We start from the raw sequence: 18,556 nt of genomic DNA on the forward strand, positions 1-18,556 counted from the left end.
CTCAACCATCCGCCAGCAGGTTCTGGAACGGCTCGCGGCTCTTGAAGCGGTACGCCCCAAAGTCCCGCTCGTCCGTGGTCAGGATGCGGCCATGGCCCAGGTGCTCGGCCAGCAGCACCAGCGAGCCGTCGGCCAGGTCCATGGGCAGGCTGGCGTAGCGCTCCATCAGGTTGGCCAGCCGCTCGGTCTGCGGCGCATCCCATTGCCACACGGCGATGCCGCCCGCCGCCACGTCGCGCAGCAGGGCCTGGGCGGCGGCAGTGCCTATCCAGCGCGTGAGCAGGTGCGTGGCCTCGGTCAGCACGGGCCAGGTGGTGATCCAGCCCTCGGCCTGCGTGGGCAGGGCGCGCAGGGCGCGGCGGTGCCAGGCGTCGTCGGCGTCGGCCAGGGCGTAGAAGAAACCGGCGTCCGCGATGATCATTCATCCCCCCTTTTTGGCGGGGTAGGGTGGCGGCGCGGGTTCATGCACTGCCAGGGGCCGGGTCGGGCTTTGCCCCTGGTGCTTGGCGCCCCAGCCTTCGGCCAGCCGGGCCTTGTAGCTGCTGGCCACGTCGGCGCGGCCACTGCGCCCCTGGCCGACAAAGGCCGCAAAGTGCGTCAGGCCGCCGCGCCGCGCCCGCACCTGGTCGTAATAGCTCTGCACGCTGGCGCGCAGCACCTCGCTGACGCCCAGGCCGGTGGCCTCGGCCAGGTAGTTGAGCTGCTGCTCGGCATCGCCTTCAAAACGCGCGTTGACCCGCATGGTGGGCTCCTTGGTGGAATCGTGTCATGCAGTGTATGACAAATCCAGGCAAAAAGGCAGCCCGCCTACAATGACCAGCTTTCCACAGGAGCTTTCAGTGCAGCCAACGCCCTCGATCTTCAAGGCTTATGACATTCGCGGCATCGTGCCGTCCACCTTGAACGAAGACGTGGCCCGGGGCCTGGGCCGCGCCTTTGGCACCGCCGCCCGTGCCGAAGGGCAGACCACGGTGGCCGTGGGGCGCGACGGGCGCCTGTCCGGCCCGGCGCTGTCGGCGGCGCTGATCCAGGGGCTGGTGGATGCGGGCATCGAGGTCATCGACGTGGGCATGGTCACCACGCCGCTGCTGTACTTCGTGGCCAGCACGCTGTGCCAAAGCGGCATCCAGGTCACGGGCAGCCACAACCCCAAGGACTACAACGGCTTCAAGATGGTGCTGGGTGGCCGCGCCATCTACGGGGACGAGATCCAGGGCCTGCGCCGCACCATGGAGCAGGAAAGCTGGCAACTGCGCCCCGGCGGCTCGGTGCGCGACGCGGACGTGCTGCCCGCGTACACCCAGCGCATCGTTGGCGACGTGAAGCTGGCGCGGCCGATGAAGATCGTGGTGGACAGCGGCAACGGCATCGCGGGCGCGTCGGCCCCCGGCATCTTCCGCGCGCTGGGCTGCGAGGTGGTCGAGCTGTTCTCCGAGGTGGACGGCAGCTTCCCCCACCACCACCCCGACCCGAGCAAACCCGAGAACCTGCGCGACCTGATCGCTGCCCTGCAAGCGAGTGACGCCGAGCTGGGCCTGGCCTTCGACGGCGACGGCGACCGCCTGGGCATCGTGACCAAGGACGGGCAGAACATCTATCCTGACCGGCAGATGATGCTGTTCGCACAGGACGTGCTCACCCGCGTGCCGGGCGGCACCATTTTGTTCGACGTGAAATGCAGCCAGCGCCTGGCCCCCGCCATCGCCCAGGCGGGCGGCGTGCCGCTGATGTACAAAACCGGCCACTCGCTCATCAAGGCGCGCATGAAAGAGGTGGATTCACCCCTGGGCGGCGAGATGAGCGGGCACATCTTCTTCAAGGAACGCTGGTTCGGCTTCGACGACGGCACTTACGCGGGCTGCCGCCTGCTGGAGATTTTGAGCCGCCATGCCGACCCCGGCGCCGTGCTCAACGCCCTGCCCACCAGCCACTCCACCCCCGAGCTGAACGTGGCCTGCGCCGAGGGCGAGCCGCACCGCCTGACCGCCGAGCTGCAAGCCCTGGCCGCCGACGCCTTCCAGGCCCCTGCCGCCATCAGCGCCATCGACGGCCTGCGCGTGGACTGGCCTGACGGCTTCGGCCTGATCCGCGCCAGCAACACCACGCCGGTGTTGGTGCTGCGCTTCGAGGGCCACACGCCCGAGGCGCTGGCGCGCATCCAATCCGCCATGCTGGCGCTGCTGCGCCGCGTCAAACCCGATGCGCAGGTGGGCGCCGCCGCGCACTAGATGTCGATAGCCCGCGCCCTGTATTCGATCCTGACCTGGTGCGCCCAGCCCCTGCTGCGCCGCAAGCTGCGCCGCCGCGCCCGGGCCGAGCCGGGCTATGCCCACGCCGTGGGCGAGCGCTTTGGCCGCTACGCGCCGCCCATCGACAGCCTGATGCTGCACAGCGGCACCGACCCGCAGGGCCGCTTTGTCTGGATCCACGCCGTCTCTTTAGGCGAAACGCGCGCCGCCGCCATCCTGCTGGCCGCGCTGCGCGAGCGGTTGCCGGGCATGCGCCTCTTGCTCACCCACGGTACCGCCACGGGCCGGGCCGAGGGTGAAAAGCTGCTGCTGCCCGGCGACGTGCAGGTGTGGCTGCCCTGGGACACGCCGGGCGCGGTGGCGCGGTTTTTGCGCAAGTTCCGGCCCGCCATCGGCATCCTGATGGAAACCGAAGTCTGGCCCAACCTCGTGGCGGGCTGCCGCCAGCACGGCGTGCCGCTGGTGCTGGCGAATGCGCGGTTGAGCGAGAAATCCCTGCGCAAGGCCCAGAGGCTGTCCCGCTTGTCCCGCCCCGCCTACGCGGGCCTGGCGGCGGCCTGGGCGCAGACCGAAGACGACGCCACCCGCCTGCGCGCCCTGGGCGCCCCCGTGCGCGGCGTGTTCGGCAACCTCAAGTTCGACGTGGTGCCCGACGCGGCCCAGCTCGCCCAGGGGCGGGCATGGCGCGGGCTGTCGCTCAAGCCCGTGCTCCTGTTCGCCAGCAGTCGCGAGGGCGAGGAGGCGATGTGGCTGCAAGAATTCTTGAAGCAAAAACAGGCTCCAGCCCAATCAGAGCAAGCGCAAGAAGCTATCAATACAGAAGCACAATGGCTCATCGTGCCCCGCCACCCCCAGCGCTTCGACGAGGTGCATCAGTTGCTGCTGGACGCGGGCCTCACCGTCTCGCGCCGCAGCACTTGGGCGGCAGGCCCGGATGCCGCCGACGTGTGGCTGGGCGATTCGTTGGGCGAAATGGCGCTGTACTACGGCCTGGCCGACACGGCCTTGCTGGGCGGCAGCTTTGCGCCCCTGGGCGGGCAAAACCTCATCGAGGCGGCGGCCTGCGGCTGCCCTGTGGTGCTGGGGCCGCACACCTACAACTTTGCCGACGCGGCGGATCTCGCCTGCGCGGCGGGCGCTGCGCAGCGGGTGGACGGCATGGCCGAAGGCATGGCGGCGGCTTGCGCGGTGGCCAGTGATTCCGCTCGCTTGCTTGAAATGCAGGACGATGCGCTGCGATTCGCCGCAGCGCATCGGGGCGCTGCAAAGGCAACGGGTGATGCGGTGGTGGCGTTATTTGGGCGACGCTGAACACGCCCCTGAGCACAAACCAGCGCGGTCGAACTCCCAAATGTCTCCCATATTCATGGGATGGCACGCGCGTTCGCTTGCCGCGACGATAGCTGGATAAGGGCACGCCTTAAACTCCTCATATATAGTGGCCCGTGATCCCTTGCACCATGTCAGCGTCACCGCGTACTTCCTTCGCCATCACCCGTTCCGTCTGCAATGCCTTGTTCCTGCGCGAAGCGGTTGCACGGCTCAGCGCCTCGCGCGGGGCCTGGGCATGGATCGTGCTCGAACCCGTGCTTCATGTGCTGTTCATGCTGTTCATCTTCACGGTTCTGCGGGCCAGGACCATCGCCGGTGCGGACGCCACCTTCTGGCTGCTGGTCGGCATGGTGAGCTTCTTCACCGCGCAAAACGTCTTCCAGCGGTCCATGGGAGCCATCGACGCCAATGCGGCACTGTTTGCCTACCGGCAGGTGCGGCCCGTGGATACCGTGTTCGTGCGCTTTGGCCTGGAGGTTCTGCTGGGCCTGACCGTCGCTGCCGTGCTACTGCTGCTGGCGGGCTTGCTCGGCCATGCCAGCGCCCCGTCTGACCCGCTGGGGGCTCTTGCGGCCTACGTGGGGCTCATGCTGTGCGGCCTGGGCCTGGGGCTTATCCTCTCCGCTGCAGGTCAACTGGTGCAAGAGGTGAACAATGTCGCCTCTTTTCTGTTCAGGCCCTTGTACTTCCTGTCGGGAGTCATATTCCCATTGGCCGTCGTGCCCGTGCAGTACCGCGGATGGGTGTTCCTCAATCCCTTCGCCCATGGCCTCGAATTGCTGCGCGCCAGCTTCTTCCCCATCTACCACGAAGCCCCTGAAGCCAATTTTGGCTACCTCTACGTTTTCGCCGTGGGTTCCATTTTTCTGGGCCTGGCCCTTCACGTGCGCTTTGCGGAAAGGCTCAGGGCCCAATGATCGTCGTCGACGACGTACACAAGCGCTACCACACCCCCCATGGCCCGGGCCGCTGGGTGCTCAATGGGGCCAGCTTCACCATACCGCCCAAGGTCAGCGTGGGCCTGGTCGGGCGCAATGGCGCGGGCAAATCCACGCTGCTGCGCGTTATCGGCGGCATCGACACGCCCACGCGCGGCAAGGTACAGCGCAACTGCCGGGTGTCCTGGCCCATGGGCTATGGCGGCCTGCAGGGCTCGCTTACCGGGCGGCAGAATGCCAAGTTCGTTTGTCGGCTGCACGGCGATGAATCCGACATGGCCGAAAGAATTGCCTACGTCGAAGACTTCGCCGAACTGGGCACTGCCTTTGACGAGCCGGTACGCACCTACTCTTCGGGCATGAAGTCGCGCCTGCAGTTCGGCCTGTCGCTGGCATTCGACTTTGACGTATATATTTCTGACGAGGCCACCTCCGCTGGCGACGCAGCCTTCCGCAAGAAGGCATCAAAAGCATTCAAGAGCATTGCTGACCGGTCGGGGCTGATCATGGTCTCGCACAGCGACAGCACGCTGCGTCAGTTTTGCAGCGCCGGCATCTGGCTGCATGAAGGCCAGGCCCATTGGTTCGACTGCATCGACGATGCGCTCCAACACTACAAGAACAGTCTCCCCGCATGACAGATCCCCTCCAGAACAACAACCACGAAAGCAGCAGGCTCAAAAAACTCTTGCGCATGCGGGCTTTGGTAGTGGCGCTGGCCGCCTCGCTGCTGGCAGCACTGTATTGGGGGATCATCGCCTCCGACCGCTATGTATCCGAGGCCCAGATACTCATTCAGCACACCGACATGGCGTCAGGGCAGGCGCTCGACTTTAGCTCTCTGCTGACAGGTAGCGGCAGCGCCAGCCGGGGCGACCAGATGCTTCTGCGCACCCGGCTGTTGTCGGTGGACATGCTGCAGCAGTTGGATCAACAACTCGACCTGCGCGGGCACTTCAGCAGCAATGACCATGACATCCTCTCGCGCATGTTCTGGCACGACGCCTCGCTGGAGTTCTTCCATCGCTACTACCTCTCGCGCGTCAGCGTGGAATACGACGAATACGCCGGCACGCTCATCGTGGAGGCCCAGGCATTCAGCCCGGAGATGGCCCAGCGCATCGCCCAGGCCCTGGTGCACGATGGCGAACAATTCATGAACCGCATGGGCCACCAGCTGGCACAGGAGCAGGTGGACTTTCTGGAAAAGCAGGTGCAAGAGCGCGGCCAACTGGCCCTGCAGGCACGCCAGAAGGTGCTGGCCTTCCAGAACGCGAAGGGGCTCGTATCGCCCCAGGCCACGGCCGAGAACCTGGCAGGGGTCATCAACAAGCTCGAGGCACAGCTCACCGAGCTGAATGCCCGCAAGACGGCGCTGCTGGGCTACCTGGCACCCACCGCGCCGGGCGTCGTCGAACTGGACTTGCAGATCAATGCCGTGCAAAAGCAGATGCGTGCCGAGCAGGACCGCCTGACAGGCACCAAGGGCCAGGAACTGAACCGCACGGTGGAGGAATTCCAGCGCCTGGAGCTTGAGGCCCAATTCATGCAAGATGCCTACAAGAGCGCGCTTGTCGCCCTGGAGAAGGGCAGGGTAGAGGCCACGCGCATGCTCAAGAAAATCTCGGTACTGCAAAGCGCAAACCTGCCCGAATACCCGCTGCAGCCGCGCCGCATCTACAACATTGTCGCATTCACCCTCGTTGCCTTGCTGCTGGCCGGCATCGTGCAACTGCTGGTGGCCATCGTGCGCGACCACAAGGATTGACCCACCCCATGCAACATCTTCTTGCCCCCCAGCCGCGCATCCGCCATGCGCTGGCGGCGGCCTTGGCAACGGCCCTGCTGGCAAGCGCGCCCGGGCATGCCCAACCCATCACAGACCCCCTGCAAATCAACCAGGCACTGGGGCGATCCAGCCCGGCGGCCCCCGCCGCTGCGGCAGCGTCCGCGCCTGCCGCTGACGCATCCGCCGCCCAGCAGGCTCCGCGCCTGCCCCAGCCCCCGCAAACGGCCGACTACACGGCCAACCTCAACAGCGACGTTTTCGGCGCCAACCTGTTCACCGGCCAGTTTGCGCGCGGCGGCGCCACGCAGTTCAACCCGGACTACCTTGTTGCCGTGGGCGACCGCGTACACGTGCGCCTGTGGGGCGGCTACACCTTCGACAACCAGGCCGTGGTGGACCCGCAGGGCAACATCTTCGTGCCCCAAGTAGGCCCCGTCAGTATCGTGGGCGTGCGCAACAGCGAACTGCAACAGCGCGTGGAGGCCGCCGTGCGCGGCGTGTTCCGCTCCAACGTATATAGCTACGCCAGCCTGGCCGACGCACAGCCCGTGCGCATCTTCGTGGGTGGCAACGTCATGCGCCCCGGCCTGTACAACGGCACCAGCATGGACAGCCTGCTCAACTACCTGGACCAGGCCGGCGGCATAGACCCCGAGCGCGGCAGCTTTCTGGCCGTGCAGGTCAAGCGCGGCGCCAGCGTGCGTGCCACCTTCAACCTGTACGACTTTCTGCTCAATGGCCAATTGCCGCTGCTGCAGTTGAGCGATGGCGACGTGATCTTCGTGCCGCCTGTTGCCAACCGGGTGAGCGTCTCTGGCATGGTGAACAACGCCAAGCGCTTCGAATTTGCCAAGGGCGCGGAAACCGCGGCCCAACTCATGCAACTGGCCAAACCCCTGGCCCAGGCCACGCACGTGCGAATCACGCGCAACACTGGCACCGTCAAGAACACCGAGTACTACCCGCTGGAAGACGCGCAAAACGTGCAACTGCAGAACGGCGACCAACTGGAACTCACATCCGACAAAAAACCCGGCACGATTACCGTGCGCGTGGAAGGCGAGCACATGAATCCGCAGGAATACGTGCTGCCCTACGGCACGCGCCTGGGGGCGCTGATGCAAAGCATCCAGACCCTGCCCGATGCCGAGCCCGAAAGCATCCAACTGTTCCGCCAGAGCGTGAAACAGCGCCAGAAGGAAATGCTGGCCACCAGCCTGCGCAGTCTGGAATCGGCCCTGCTCACCGCCCGCAGCGGCAGCGAAGGAGAAGCCAACCTGCGCAAGGAAGAAGCCGACCTGACGCTGAAATGGGTCGAACGCGCCAAGCAAATCGAGCCCTCTGGCCAGGTGCAGATCGCCCAGGCCAGCCAACGCGACAACATGCTGCTGGAAAACGGCGACGTGATCCGCATCCCGCGCAAGGACGGGCTGGTGCTGGTCAGTGGCGAAGTGCTGTTCCCCAACGCCGTCGCGTTCGACGGCGGGCTGAGCCTGGGCGACTACATCAACCGCGCGGGCGGCTTCACCCAGGTGGCGGACAACGCCCGCGTGGTGATCGCGCACCGCAATGGCGCATTCGAGCAAGTGGACATGGGCCGTATTTTTGCTAATGCCGATATCAAGGCAGGCGACCAGATTCTGGTGCTGCCCAAGGTGGACGAGAAGAAACGCCAGTTCTGGAAGGACATTACGCAGATCATGTATCAGATTGCGATTGGGGCGAAGGTCGTGCTTGGACTTTGATTGTTGAATAGCAAAGGAGTTTTAATTATGATAAAAATTCTGACCGCTCTGCTTCTCATGGGTTTTTCGGCAAGTGGATGGGCAGGAAATCAATGCGATATTTCCTCTATCGGTGAAATCTCAGGCCGCAAGGACTTGCCCGCAAATTGTGCGTACCAGGGGAGCATTTCCATTACCCAAAGCAATACATCTCTTGACTGCCATGGCTCTGCTTTTATGGCAGGCATCAATGATGAAGTGGGGTTATTGATTGAATCAAAAGGAAAAGAGTTACGCAACGTTTCTGTAAAAAACTGCCAGTTCGTTGGCTATAAAAAAAACGGGGTTTTTGTTGGCTGGAGAGGTGTTGACTCAAAAAAAGGGGTTGATCACGCAGAAATATATAAAAAAACACCTCATGATATTATTCTAGATAATATATTCGTCGATAAATCAGGCGCGGTCGGAGTTTATTTTGACGATTACACTCAAAATATTGAATTGAAAAATTCAACCATCAAAAATTCAGTTGGGGTTGGGATCTACCTAGAGCATAGCTCCAGGAATCAAAAAATCATAAACAACACGATTGCATTTAACGGCCTCGGATCGAGCGATAGAAAGGCAAAACGAGAGGGGTTGGCCATAGACTCCTCAGCCTTTAATGCGATTGAGGGAAATACATTCCAAGGAAATGGCGCCGGCGGAATATTTCTTTATAAAAATTGTGGCGAGCACATTGATACAGGGAGGCAAGTTATTCGATGGCAGCATAGTGATAAAAATACAATAAAAAATAACTCCTTCATCGATGAAAAAATTGGAGTCTGGCTGGCCTCTCGTCAAAACAAGGACCTTCGATTCATGGGTTGCGGCGACAAGATGCTGAACGACAAAGGCTGGTACGCCGACTACGCGGACTCGAATTCGGTTCAGGCGAACTACTTTTGCCGGACTGGGAAACCCGTAGTTGATAATGGCAAAAATAATGTCATTGATTCAAATTATGCATCGTGCAAATTTGACTCTAAAAAATAAATGCAGTCAACTTTATCTTGGAATTGGCCATGAAAAAAATCATCACCTTTGGTACTTTTGATGTTCTTCATGTTGGGCACATCAGAATCTTGCAACGGGCAAGGGCACTGGGTGGGCATCTGACCGTTGGGGTTTCATCCGATGCTTTGAATTTTTCCAAGAAACAACGCTATCCTATTTACTCGGAAAATGATCGCATGGAGATTATCAAATCCATCCAAGGCGTTGATGAGGTTTTCAGGGAAGATTCGCTTGAATTGAAGGGTGAATATATCAAAAAATACAATGCAGATGTCCTTGTGATGGGGGATGATTGGGTTGGCCGTTTTGATGAATTCAAGAGTTTGTGCGATGTTCTTTATCTTCCGCGCACTGAGGGGATTTCCACGACACAACTTATTGTCAACATCAAGGCATACGTCTGATGTCAATTCATGAAATTTGCCACCTAAAATGATACAAACCGCCAATCTGAAGATCGGCTTCATTGGCTGGAACCCGTTCCAGCTTCTGCATGTCAAGAAGGTAATCGAGGCATTGCCGGGCTCGTGTTTCATTCTTGAGCAAAGAGCGGACTATCTTGATGAGTTTGATAACTCTCTGCTTACCAATCCATCTGTTCCTGTGCTAGTATGGCCTCGTGCAACGATTGATGCCCTCGATGGTATTTTTGACATCATCGTATGTCAGGTGCCATTTTCAAAAATACAGAACTTCACAAAAAGTCGCATTGCAATGATGCAATATGGCTATGCAAAAGAAGTCCATAATTATGGTGCGTGGCGGTCTTTCTCCAGTCTTTCTCTGGCATATGGAGATTATGCTGCGCGAAAGCTCTCTCATTTCGGCCCGGCACTGCCGGTGGGCAATTCAAGATACGATGACTGGGCCTCTACGGAATTCCATGAGAGCGCTAAGCGCGATCATTTTAGTGGCTTAGATCCGTCTCGAAAAACAATTCTTTATGCGCCCACGTGGGGAGACTTATCCAGCATCGAGGAGTTCTCCGGGGCGGTGTTTGATTTGAGCGAAAAATACAATGTTGTGCTGAAGATGCACCATAATACGGCATTGCTCGAGTCTGGGCGTGTCGGGAAAATATCTAACCCAAAGATAAAGTATTTCGGCGCCAATGCCGATTTGATGGAACTTCTGTCAATAGCCGACCTTGCCATATCAGATTACAGTGGGGCAATTTTTGATGCATTGTTTGCCCAAAAGCCCGTTGTTCTTCTTGATATGGATCTGACCAAGGTCATGGGCAAGAAGATCGATGTGCATAGTCTGGAGTACGAGCAACGTGATGCAATTGGGATGCGTGTTTCCCGTCCAGACATGCTGCTTGATACGGTGGATGCCGCTTTCGAGCAAGAGGCGCAATTGATTGCCAAGGCGGCCCCCCTGCGCAAGGATTTGTTCAATGATTCTCCCGGCGCCACGCAGCGCATTGTTCAGGCGCTGCAAGACCTTGGCACCGGGCTGCATGAGCCATCGCAAATCCAGTCTTACGTTCGTAGCGAGATTATTGAGCTTTATAAGGCTAAAGCAAAAATAACATCGCTGACCAAGAAAATTGAGACGCTGGAGGCGGCTGCAAAATATGCAGCGAATGCGAATGCAAAAGTCTCTGCCAAAACTTCTGTGATGAAGCCTGCTGCAGCAGCCAAAAAAATAAGAAAGATATGAAAAAGATTTCACGTCGAATTTATTTTCTTGCGGCCAAGGCATTTGCATTTATTAATGGTAAGTCGTTTGCGCTTTCCATTCTTGATCGTTCTGGCATGAGGAGTGCCTCCGTTCAGTGGCTTCGCTTCGGGATAGATCTGGCCAAGAAAAAGCAGGATAAAGAGCGGTTGAAAAGATATGCTGATATCGCCCTTGATAATTATCCTGGCAACACCATTGGCTATCTGGAATCTGCAGAAATTCTTTGTGCGGAAGGTGATGTGGAGGGGGCGTACGCACTGCTTCTGAAATCGCCCAGAAGCAAGCAGAGCAATAAGAAGCTGGCAGAGATTAGCTTGCAAAGAAGGGTTAGTGATGAATTTTCTGCTGATTTGCGAAGTACTCAGGCTCCCGATCCTGAATGGTTGAAAGAAGCTCAGGGTGAGCAGCAGATAGAAGACATCAAGGATGAGGAAAAGCTGAGAAGCATGCTGGCCAATTCCACAAAGGAGTTACGCCACAATATCCTCAATTGGGCAAGCTATAGGCTCCAATCCTCGATTCTTCTTGCACTAGGAGAAAATGACAAGGCCCTTGGGTTTTTAATGCGGATGCCTCGGGTGGTATCGCGCGGGGAAAGCTATTATTTGCTTTTGGCAAGGGCCTACAAAGAAACGAAAAATTTTCGTGCTCTGCTCGAGGTCATGCGTACCTTGCACTGCAATTATCCGCAGGATCATCGTTACCTTTTGAGGATTGCGGAGATTTATCGGGATGATGGCAATTGGCTCACTGCATATGTATACATTAAGGCCGCACGGCTTCTGTATCCAGAGTATGGCAGTATTCGCCAATTGACATTTGAAGCGGATCATTTATTGATCGAGCAGGCCCGTGAAACGCTGAAGGATATCGAGGACTTCACACCGGCGAATATTCTGAAATTTCTGCCCATGATCAATCGGGTCTCCGTGTTCTTCCCGGACATGCGCGCATCGTTCTCACGCTGGAGGGCAACCGCCATCAGGGAGTGGAAGGAGCGTCCTTTCCGCTCCACCGCCCATTTCAACAAGGTGTTGAACCTGGCGATCAAGTTGCGTTGGTATGATGAGGCGCGGCAACTGCTTCTGGACAGCACGCAAAAGAATATTACGCCTGATCCGGAGCTGTGCGCCTGGCATCTGCGTATTGAGCAGGAGTTGGGTGGTATCTCCAACTTCCTGTGTGTTGCACATCTCAATGAGAATCAGGATTCGTTGCTCGGTATTTTGAATGGTGCGGCCATTGAACTGGATCTGGCAAGCATGGACAGCAGCAAGGTTGTGGAGGTCTTCATTCCAACGGCCTTCTTCTCCGATGGGGAGGATGAAAAACCAAGCTATTCAACCGTTCGGACATTCCTGCGCACGATATATGAGTATATCTTGTCGCGCAGCGATATCGTCATTGTACCCCGGCACCAGTTCAACTGGCGGTATGCGGATCGCAGGCTTGTGGCCAAGGCGCTTAGCTACCATACAAGCTCTGCAGAGTTTGACTCTACCTGGATGCATGTACAAGAAGCGTCACTGGCTGGGCGCTGTACGATGGATCATCAGGGGTTTGCAGGTTTTTCAAGCCTTGCCACTGACCACGAGAAGATCCGGAGGTTTACTCAAGATCTGCCTGATTCGGTTCTTGAGGAAAACTATCAGGTGATGTATGAGAAGTATGTGCAGTCTAATGTTTCAAAATACGCGCAAAGTGAGGAAACTGACCATATAGAAGGCCGGTACGTTTTTGTCGCCCTGCAGGTCCCGACGGATGTCGTGGCAATGCTCGCCCATATCAAGGGCGTTGATATGCTCCGGATTGTGGCGGAGCATTATGCCGGCACCGATGTGAAGGTCGTGGTCAAGCGTCATCCATATTGTTCCAGTGTCAGCGTTGAGGCAGCTATTGGCGAACTGAAGAAATCAGGAAAAATTATTGATTCGCACGGCTCGGTGCATCATTTGATCGACAATGCAGAGGCAGTTTATGTCGTCAACTCCGGGGTGGGTCTTGAGACATTGCTGCACATGAAGCCGATTATTGTCGCCGGGTCTTGCGATTATTCGTATGCTGCTTCGGTAATGGCTCGATCGGAGTTGGAGTTGCGGGATATTTTGAATAAAAATAATGCCCTAGTAGATCGGCGCCGCGTTATGGAGTTTCTTTATTACTACATGCAAAAGCAATCGATTGCGTGCGATGATGCCTCAATGATTGAGGGGCGTGTGCGAGCATGGTTGGATAGCTGATATTCTTGGATGGGCTGCCTGGGCTGTGTTTAAAATAAAGACTCCTCAATTTTATGCATTGAAATATGGCCGCGAAAACACATATACACACCTATGCCGATGACTTAGGAAATAAAATATCTTCAAGCATTGAGTGTGCTGAGGCAACCATCATCTTCAGAGGTGAAAACAATACTCTTGTAATAAGAGACGGCGCCCAGATTCAACAGCTTGAAGTGTATTTCGACTGCAATAATGGCTATCTGGAGATAGGGGCATGTTCTATTCCTGGGAAGGGAATCAAGGCCAATATTCGTGTTGGCGAGAAATCAAAAATCATCATTGGGGATAATTTCACTTGCACTTCCAAGTGCATGATCTCTGCTGTTGAGTGCTCCAATATATTCATTGGGAATGACTGCATGATTGCAGCCCAGAACGAGATAAAAACCGATGATTCTCATCCAATCTTTGATGTTCGCACGGGAAAGCGTGTGAACATGCCAAAGAGCATTCATATGGGAAACCATGTCTGGCTGGCGCGAAGGGCTGTTGTGCTGGGCGGAGGCTGGATGGGTGATGGTTCTATTCTTGGCTATAACTCGGTTCTCAAGGGACGCATTCCAAATAACTGTATTGCAGTGGGGATTCCTGCACGCGTCACAAAGAAAGATATTGCATGGGAGCGCCCGCATCTTTCCCTTGTGAAGCCGTATGTGAAGCCGGATGCGACTTTCGTCAATCGTTCCCCCTACTGGAATTTGACGAATGAGGATGAGATGAAAGATGGGGATGACATTGCGGAACCTCGAGGTGATTGAGGTTTTCTGTGTTCATAACTAAAGGATAAATATGGCTGCCAATTTTGACTTGAAAACCGTTTCCAATGATCTGCCGTTTTCTTTGTTTGGCGGCATCAACGTGCTGGAAGATCTGGATTTCGCGCTGAAATGTGCAGGACACTACGTCAAGGTCACGAACAAGCTGGGCATTCCCTATGTGTTCAAGGCCAGTTTCGACAAGGCCAACCGCTCTTCCGTTCACTCCTATCGCGGCCCTGGCATAGAGGAAGGGCTGAAGATTTTCGAAGCGATCAAGAAAGAGTTTGGCGTTCCGGTGATTACCGACGTGCATGAGCCCTGGCAGGCCGCGCCGGTGGCCGAGGTGGTGGATGTGCTGCAACTGCCGGCCTTCCTGGCGCGCCAGACCGATCTGGTTGTGGCCCTGGCCAAGACGGGCCGTGCCATCAACATCAAAAAGCCGCAGTTCCTCAGCCCTTCGCAGGTGGCCAACATCGTGGAGAAGTTCAAGGAGGCGGGCAACGACCAGCTCATGCTGTGTGACCGTGGCACCTGCCACGGCTACGACAACCTGGTGGTGGACATGCTGGGCTTCGGCGTGATGAAGAAGGTGACGGGCAACCTGCCCATCATCTTCGACGTGACCCACGCGCTGCAGCAGCGTGACCCGGGGGCGGGAGCATCGGGCGGACGCCGCCAGCAGATCGTGGAGTTGGCCCGCGCGGGTATGGCGACCGGGATTGCGGGGCTGTTTCTGGAGGCGCATCCCGACCCGGACAAGGCCCGCTGCGACGGCCCCAGCGCCTTGCCGCTGGACAAGTTGGAGCCTTTCCTCGCGCAGATGAAAGCGATTGACGATCTGGTGAAGTCGTTTGATCCGCTGGTGATTGACTAGATCGCAAGGGCCGGAACGGCTCAAAAACCATAGCTGCTGGCGCTTTTTCTGCAATGATTTCAGGCATTTTTATATCTGAAAGTGAATACAGGCAAGCGCTGGCAGCTACCATTTTTAAGTTCTACAGAGATTCCGCATGGATAGTCTGAAGCCTGCCCACGAGGGCGTGGGGCAGCCGGGCGCAGCGCCTGCCGTGGTCATCGTGATCCCCGCGCGCTATGGCTCGACCCGCCTGCCGGGCAAGCCGCTGGCCGATATTGCGGGCAAGCCGATGGTGCGGCATGTGTACGAGCGCGCCGCGCAGGTGGCGGGTGTGCGGGCGGTGCTGGTGGCGACCGATGACGAGCGCGTGGCGCAGGCGGTGGGGGCGTTTGGCGGGCGCTGCGTGATGACGTCGCCAGACCACCCTTCAGGCACTGACAGGCTGGCCGAGGTGATGGCGCAAGAGCCCGCCGATATCTACGTGAACCTGCAAGGCGATGAGCCGCTGGTGCGTCCGCTGGATGTGCAGCGCCTGGTGGATGGCATGCTGGCCGATGCCAGCGTGGCCGTGGGCACGCTGTGCCATCCCATCGATGCGCAAGAGGCGCAGAACCCCAACACGGTGAAGGTGGTGCTGGCGGACAGCGGCGATGCGCTGTATTTCAGCCGCTCGCCCATTCCGTATCCGCGCGAGGCGGGCGAGGCAACGTATCTCAAGCATGTGGGTGTGTATGCCTATCGCCGCGAGGTGCTGCAGCGCTATTCCAGCCTGTCGCAGCCGATGATCGAGCAGGCCGAAAAGCTGGAGCAACTGCGCTTGATGGCCGCCGGCCTGCGCATCCGCGCGTGGCGGGTGGCGCCTACCGGCCCTGGCGTGGATACGCCCGAATGCCTGGAGCGCGTGCGCGCGCTGGTCGAGGGCCGCGAACTGGCTGCGCAGCCGACCCTGTCGGATGTGCGTTTGGTGATTACCGACGTGGATGGCGTGCTGACCGATGGCGGCTTGTTCTATGACGCCACGGGTGAATGCCTGAAGCGCTTTCATGTGCGCGATGGCCTGGGCATGAAGTTGCTGGAGGAAAGCGGCGTGCGCGTGGCGGTGCTGTCGGGCCGCGATTCGGCCACGCTGCGCAAGAGGGTGGCTGATTTGGGTGTGGAACTGTGCATGTTCGGCGTCAAGGACAAGGCCGCCGCCTGCCGCGACCTGATGGCGCAGGCGGGGGTAACGGCGAATCAAACGGCGTGCATTGGCGATGACAGCATTGACTTGCCCGCGTTCGCGGCCTGCGGCCTGAGCTATGCCGTGCCAGAGGCGCCGGGCTATGTGCGCCAGGCGGCCAGCGGCGTGCTGCGCACGCCCGGCGGGCAGGGCGCTTTCCGTGAACTGGCCGACGCGATCTTGCTGGCCCAGGGAAAGCAGGCGGTCGTGGGATCGGCGGAGGGCTATGCCCAGGTCATGTCCGCCATGGCGCAATGAATCAGTAACGAGCCGGTGTGATGAATATGGAAATGAACAAGAGTGCCGCTGCCGATGCGCTGGCGATTGCCAGGGAAACGCTGGATATCGAGATCGAAGCCTTGCAGCGCATGCGTTCGCGCATGGATGAGAGCTTCAGCAAGGCGGTCGATATGGTGCTGGGCATACAGGGGCGGGTGGTGGTGGTGGGCATGGGCAAGTCCGGCATCATCGGCCAGAAGATCGCCGCCACCCTGGCTTCCACGGGTACCCCGGCATTCTTCGTACACCCGGGCGAGGCGTTCCATGGCGATCTGGGCATGATCAAGCCGATTGACGTGGCCCTGTTGATTTCCAATTCGGGCGAGACGGAAGAGGTGCTGCGCATTCTTCCATTCTTGGAATACCAGAACAACAAGCGTATAGCCCTAACGGGCAAGATGGATTCCACGCTGGCAAAGCACTCGGATGTGGTGCTGGACGTGAGCGTGGAACGCGAGGCATGCAAGAACAATCTGGCCCCGACCAGTTCCACGACGAATACCCTGGCCATGGGCGATGCCTTGGCGGTGGCCCTGACGGTGAAGCGCGATTTCCAGCCAGAAGATTTTGCGCGTTTCCACCCGGGCGGCAGCCTGGGGCGGCGGCTGCTGACGCGGGTGCGCGACGTGATGGAAAAAGGGCCGCTCCCGGTGTGCGCGCCCGATGCATCCTTCCGCGATGTGATCAACGTAATGACCTATGGCCGCATGGGGCTGGCGGTGGTGATGGAGGGGCAGGAACTGCGCGGCATCATTACCGACGGCGACCTGCGCCGAGCGCTGGAAAGTCGGGATGAAGTCAAATCGCTGAAGGCCCACGAGGTAATGTCGCCCAACCCCATCACCATTGCCCCCGATGTGCTCTTTGCCAAAGCCGAGTCGTACATGCACGAGAAAAAAGTGAGTGCCCTTGCCTGCAAGGATGCTCAAGGCATGACGGTGGGCGTATTGCAAATTCACGGACTCAAGAATGACAGGCATGCTGTCTAATGTGTGATAAATCAGTTTTTGTAAATCATATGCATGATGCACCCTCTGCAAAGCAGTGTTATATGGAATCGATCGATCACAGTCGGCATCATTGCCTAATCGAGCGACGGGAGAAGAGTCGTCTCTCGGTATTTTTTTCTGGCACAGATAAAACTGATGGGCGCTTTGATTTTTGGCGCTCCGGGAGTGCTCAAAATAGTAGCGTTCTGTTTTTCAACAATGGCTTGAATGAGTGGTACCAAAATGGTGTGCCTGGTGTCGGGGAGAGTATTCCGGCTCTTGCGAGATATATCGAAAAAACGGCCGAACGCCTTGGGGCCACGTCGATTTTACTCTCTGGCGTGAGCATGGGGGGCTATGCAGCTGTCCTGTTCGGTGCGTTGTTGCATGCGGATGTCGTTGCATTCGGCTATGACAGCAAATTGCGGCTGCCTCACTCACGGTCTGCCAAACGGATGCCAAAAGAAGTGGCGATGACCGTGCCTGACTTGAAGCCTATCGTCAAGTCATCTGGCGCGAGGATTCTGCATTTCGCGGGAGAGCTTGACGGCATGGATATGATGGCAGCCCACCATATGTATGATTTGGAGAATATTCAGACTTATACATTACGTGGTGTTGGGCATGGGGAGCGCCGTTCATTGACCGTTGGTATGGATTGGCGGATTTCCTGGAAGGCTATGCGCAAAGGCGCCAATTGCCCGGCATACCAGAGGCAGCGCGTACCCATGAGGATACCTTCACCGTACAGAGGTTGCTAAATTGCCAGCTATATTCAAAGGATAAGAGGTATGACCGTGTTGAGGGGTTGTTTCCTGAAAATCCATACAAGGAAGTCGCAGCATATTCATACTGGCGGGGGATCGCAGCGCTAGAAACAAAGCGCTTGGATGATGCCGTAATGCATTTGAGTCGTGCCGTGGCTTTTGCTCCAAGGCATGATAATGCCAGATATCGGCTTGGGAGAGCATTGATGGCAACGGGGAATGATGATGTTGCTCGCGGATGTTTCTTGCAAGTCCTAGAAAATGACAAAGAGCATTTTTTGGCGAACGTGTTTATGCATGATATATGCAAGAAACAAGGGGATGCTGAAGGGGCTATGCGCTATCTGAGTGAGGCTAAGCGCATACACCCTGACTCAGGATCTATTGGACGGAGAGAGTAGCAATTTCTTGAGCGGTAGCGATGCTCCATTGCGTAGATTGGGAGTTTAAGGCCAGTGATTGGGTATTCACTGACCTTGTTTTCTGGAGGCCTACCTTGATAGTCCGCCCTGAACAATTCCGTTCTCAGCCGCTGGTCAGTTGATGATTGCTTGGAGCGGCGAGCAGTGCCGCGATGACCGCCAGCATCGACAGCCCGAATCGGGCGCAACAAAGCCGCAGCGCGGCCA

General features: G+C 58.0%; 18 protein-coding genes. 16 read left to right on the forward strand and 2 right to left on the reverse strand.

Features of this window, described 5'->3' with window-relative positions; all coding sequences use genetic code 11:
• Position 1: 1 nt before the first annotated feature.
• Together QM569_RS02545 and QM569_RS02550 are read right to left on the reverse strand one after the other, a co-directional pair.
• The gene (locus tag QM569_RS02545; RefSeq protein WP_414985655.1) at positions 2-421 is read right to left on the reverse strand and encodes a type II toxin-antitoxin system VapC family toxin; all 420 of its coding nucleotides are present in this window, start codon (positions 419-421) and stop codon (positions 2-4) included.
• Positions 422-742 carry a hypothetical protein gene (locus QM569_RS02550; protein WP_414985656.1) on the reverse strand — a complete coding sequence of 107 codons (321 nt, stop codon included), beginning with the start codon at positions 740-742 and terminating at the stop codon, positions 422-424.
• A 97-nt stretch (positions 743-839) separates the two neighbouring features.
• Here QM569_RS02550 and QM569_RS02555 point away from each other — a divergent pair, with 97 nt between their 5' ends.
• The 16 genes from QM569_RS02555 to QM569_RS02630 all read left to right on the forward strand — a co-directional run bounded on the left by QM569_RS02555 (position 840) and on the right by QM569_RS02630 (position 18,328).
• On the forward strand, positions 840-2,228 hold the full coding sequence (locus QM569_RS02555; protein ID WP_414985657.1) for a phosphomannomutase/phosphoglucomutase: 1,389 nt from the start codon (positions 840-842) through the stop codon (positions 2,226-2,228).
• Positions 2,229-3,560, forward strand: a complete 1,332-nt coding sequence (locus QM569_RS02560) for a 3-deoxy-D-manno-octulosonic acid transferase (protein ID WP_414985658.1) — start codon at positions 2,229-2,231, stop codon at positions 3,558-3,560.
• A gap of 149 nt (positions 3,561-3,709) precedes the next feature.
• Positions 3,710-4,498: an ABC transporter permease gene (locus QM569_RS02565; RefSeq protein ID WP_414985659.1), complete on the forward strand. Its 789-nt coding sequence runs from the start codon at positions 3,710-3,712 to the stop codon at positions 4,496-4,498.
• Positions 4,495-5,157 carry an ABC transporter ATP-binding protein gene (locus QM569_RS02570; RefSeq protein WP_414985660.1) on the forward strand — a complete coding sequence of 221 codons (663 nt, stop codon included), beginning with the start codon at positions 4,495-4,497 and terminating at the stop codon, positions 5,155-5,157. The genes QM569_RS02565 and QM569_RS02570 overlap by 4 nt, the downstream gene beginning before the upstream one ends.
• A complete protein-coding gene (locus QM569_RS02575) occupies positions 5,154-6,287 on the forward strand; it encodes a chain-length determining protein (RefSeq protein ID WP_414985661.1) in 1,134 nt (377 codons plus the stop codon). The genes QM569_RS02570 and QM569_RS02575 overlap by 4 nt, the downstream gene beginning before the upstream one ends.
• Positions 6,288-6,295: 8 nt before the next feature.
• Entirely contained in the window at positions 6,296-8,053 is a 1,758-nt protein-coding gene (locus QM569_RS02580) for a polysaccharide biosynthesis/export family protein (RefSeq protein WP_414985662.1), read from the forward strand.
• 27 nt (positions 8,054-8,080) lie between these two features.
• Positions 8,081-9,070, forward strand: a complete 990-nt coding sequence (locus tag QM569_RS02585; protein WP_414985663.1) for a NosD domain-containing protein — start codon at positions 8,081-8,083, stop codon at positions 9,068-9,070.
• A 29-nt stretch (positions 9,071-9,099) separates the two neighbouring features.
• Positions 9,100-9,495 carry an adenylyltransferase/cytidyltransferase family protein gene (locus QM569_RS02590; RefSeq protein ID WP_414985664.1) on the forward strand — a complete coding sequence of 132 codons (396 nt, stop codon included), beginning with the start codon at positions 9,100-9,102 and terminating at the stop codon, positions 9,493-9,495.
• Positions 9,496-9,523: 28 nt separating this feature from the next.
• Positions 9,524-10,756 (forward strand): CDP-glycerol glycerophosphotransferase family protein, encoded by a 1,233-nt coding sequence (locus QM569_RS02595; protein WP_414985665.1) that lies wholly within the window; start codon positions 9,524-9,526, stop codon positions 10,754-10,756.
• Complete coding sequence (locus tag QM569_RS02600) at positions 10,753-13,017, forward strand: hypothetical protein (RefSeq protein WP_414985666.1); 2,265 nt, start codon at positions 10,753-10,755, stop codon at positions 13,015-13,017. The genes QM569_RS02595 and QM569_RS02600 overlap by 4 nt, the downstream gene beginning before the upstream one ends.
• A gap of 65 nt (positions 13,018-13,082) precedes the next feature.
• Complete coding sequence (locus QM569_RS02605; protein WP_414985667.1) at positions 13,083-13,817, forward strand: acyltransferase; 735 nt, start codon at positions 13,083-13,085, stop codon at positions 13,815-13,817.
• A 31-nt stretch (positions 13,818-13,848) separates the two neighbouring features.
• Positions 13,849-14,691, forward strand: a complete 843-nt coding sequence (gene kdsA, locus QM569_RS02610) for a 3-deoxy-8-phosphooctulonate synthase (RefSeq protein WP_414985668.1) — start codon at positions 13,849-13,851, stop codon at positions 14,689-14,691.
• Positions 14,692-14,827: 136 nt separating this feature from the next.
• Positions 14,828-16,150 carry a 3-deoxy-manno-octulosonate cytidylyltransferase gene (kdsB, locus tag QM569_RS02615; protein ID WP_414985669.1) on the forward strand — a complete coding sequence of 441 codons (1,323 nt, stop codon included), beginning with the start codon at positions 14,828-14,830 and terminating at the stop codon, positions 16,148-16,150.
• Between the two features lie 32 nt (positions 16,151-16,182).
• Entirely contained in the window at positions 16,183-17,160 is a 978-nt protein-coding gene (locus QM569_RS02620) for a KpsF/GutQ family sugar-phosphate isomerase (protein WP_414985670.1), read from the forward strand.
• A gap of 62 nt (positions 17,161-17,222) precedes the next feature.
• Complete coding sequence (locus tag QM569_RS02625; protein WP_414985671.1) at positions 17,223-17,921, forward strand: alpha/beta fold hydrolase; 699 nt, start codon at positions 17,223-17,225, stop codon at positions 17,919-17,921.
• Positions 17,922-17,968: 47 nt separating this feature from the next.
• The gene (locus QM569_RS02630; protein WP_414985672.1) at positions 17,969-18,328 is read left to right on the forward strand and encodes a tetratricopeptide repeat protein; all 360 of its coding nucleotides are present in this window, start codon (positions 17,969-17,971) and stop codon (positions 18,326-18,328) included.
• Positions 18,329-18,556 lie beyond the last annotated feature (228 nt).

It is taken from the genome of Acidovorax sp. (assembly GCF_047607405.1).
Lineage (GTDB): Bacteria > Pseudomonadota > Gammaproteobacteria > Burkholderiales > Burkholderiaceae_C > Acidovorax.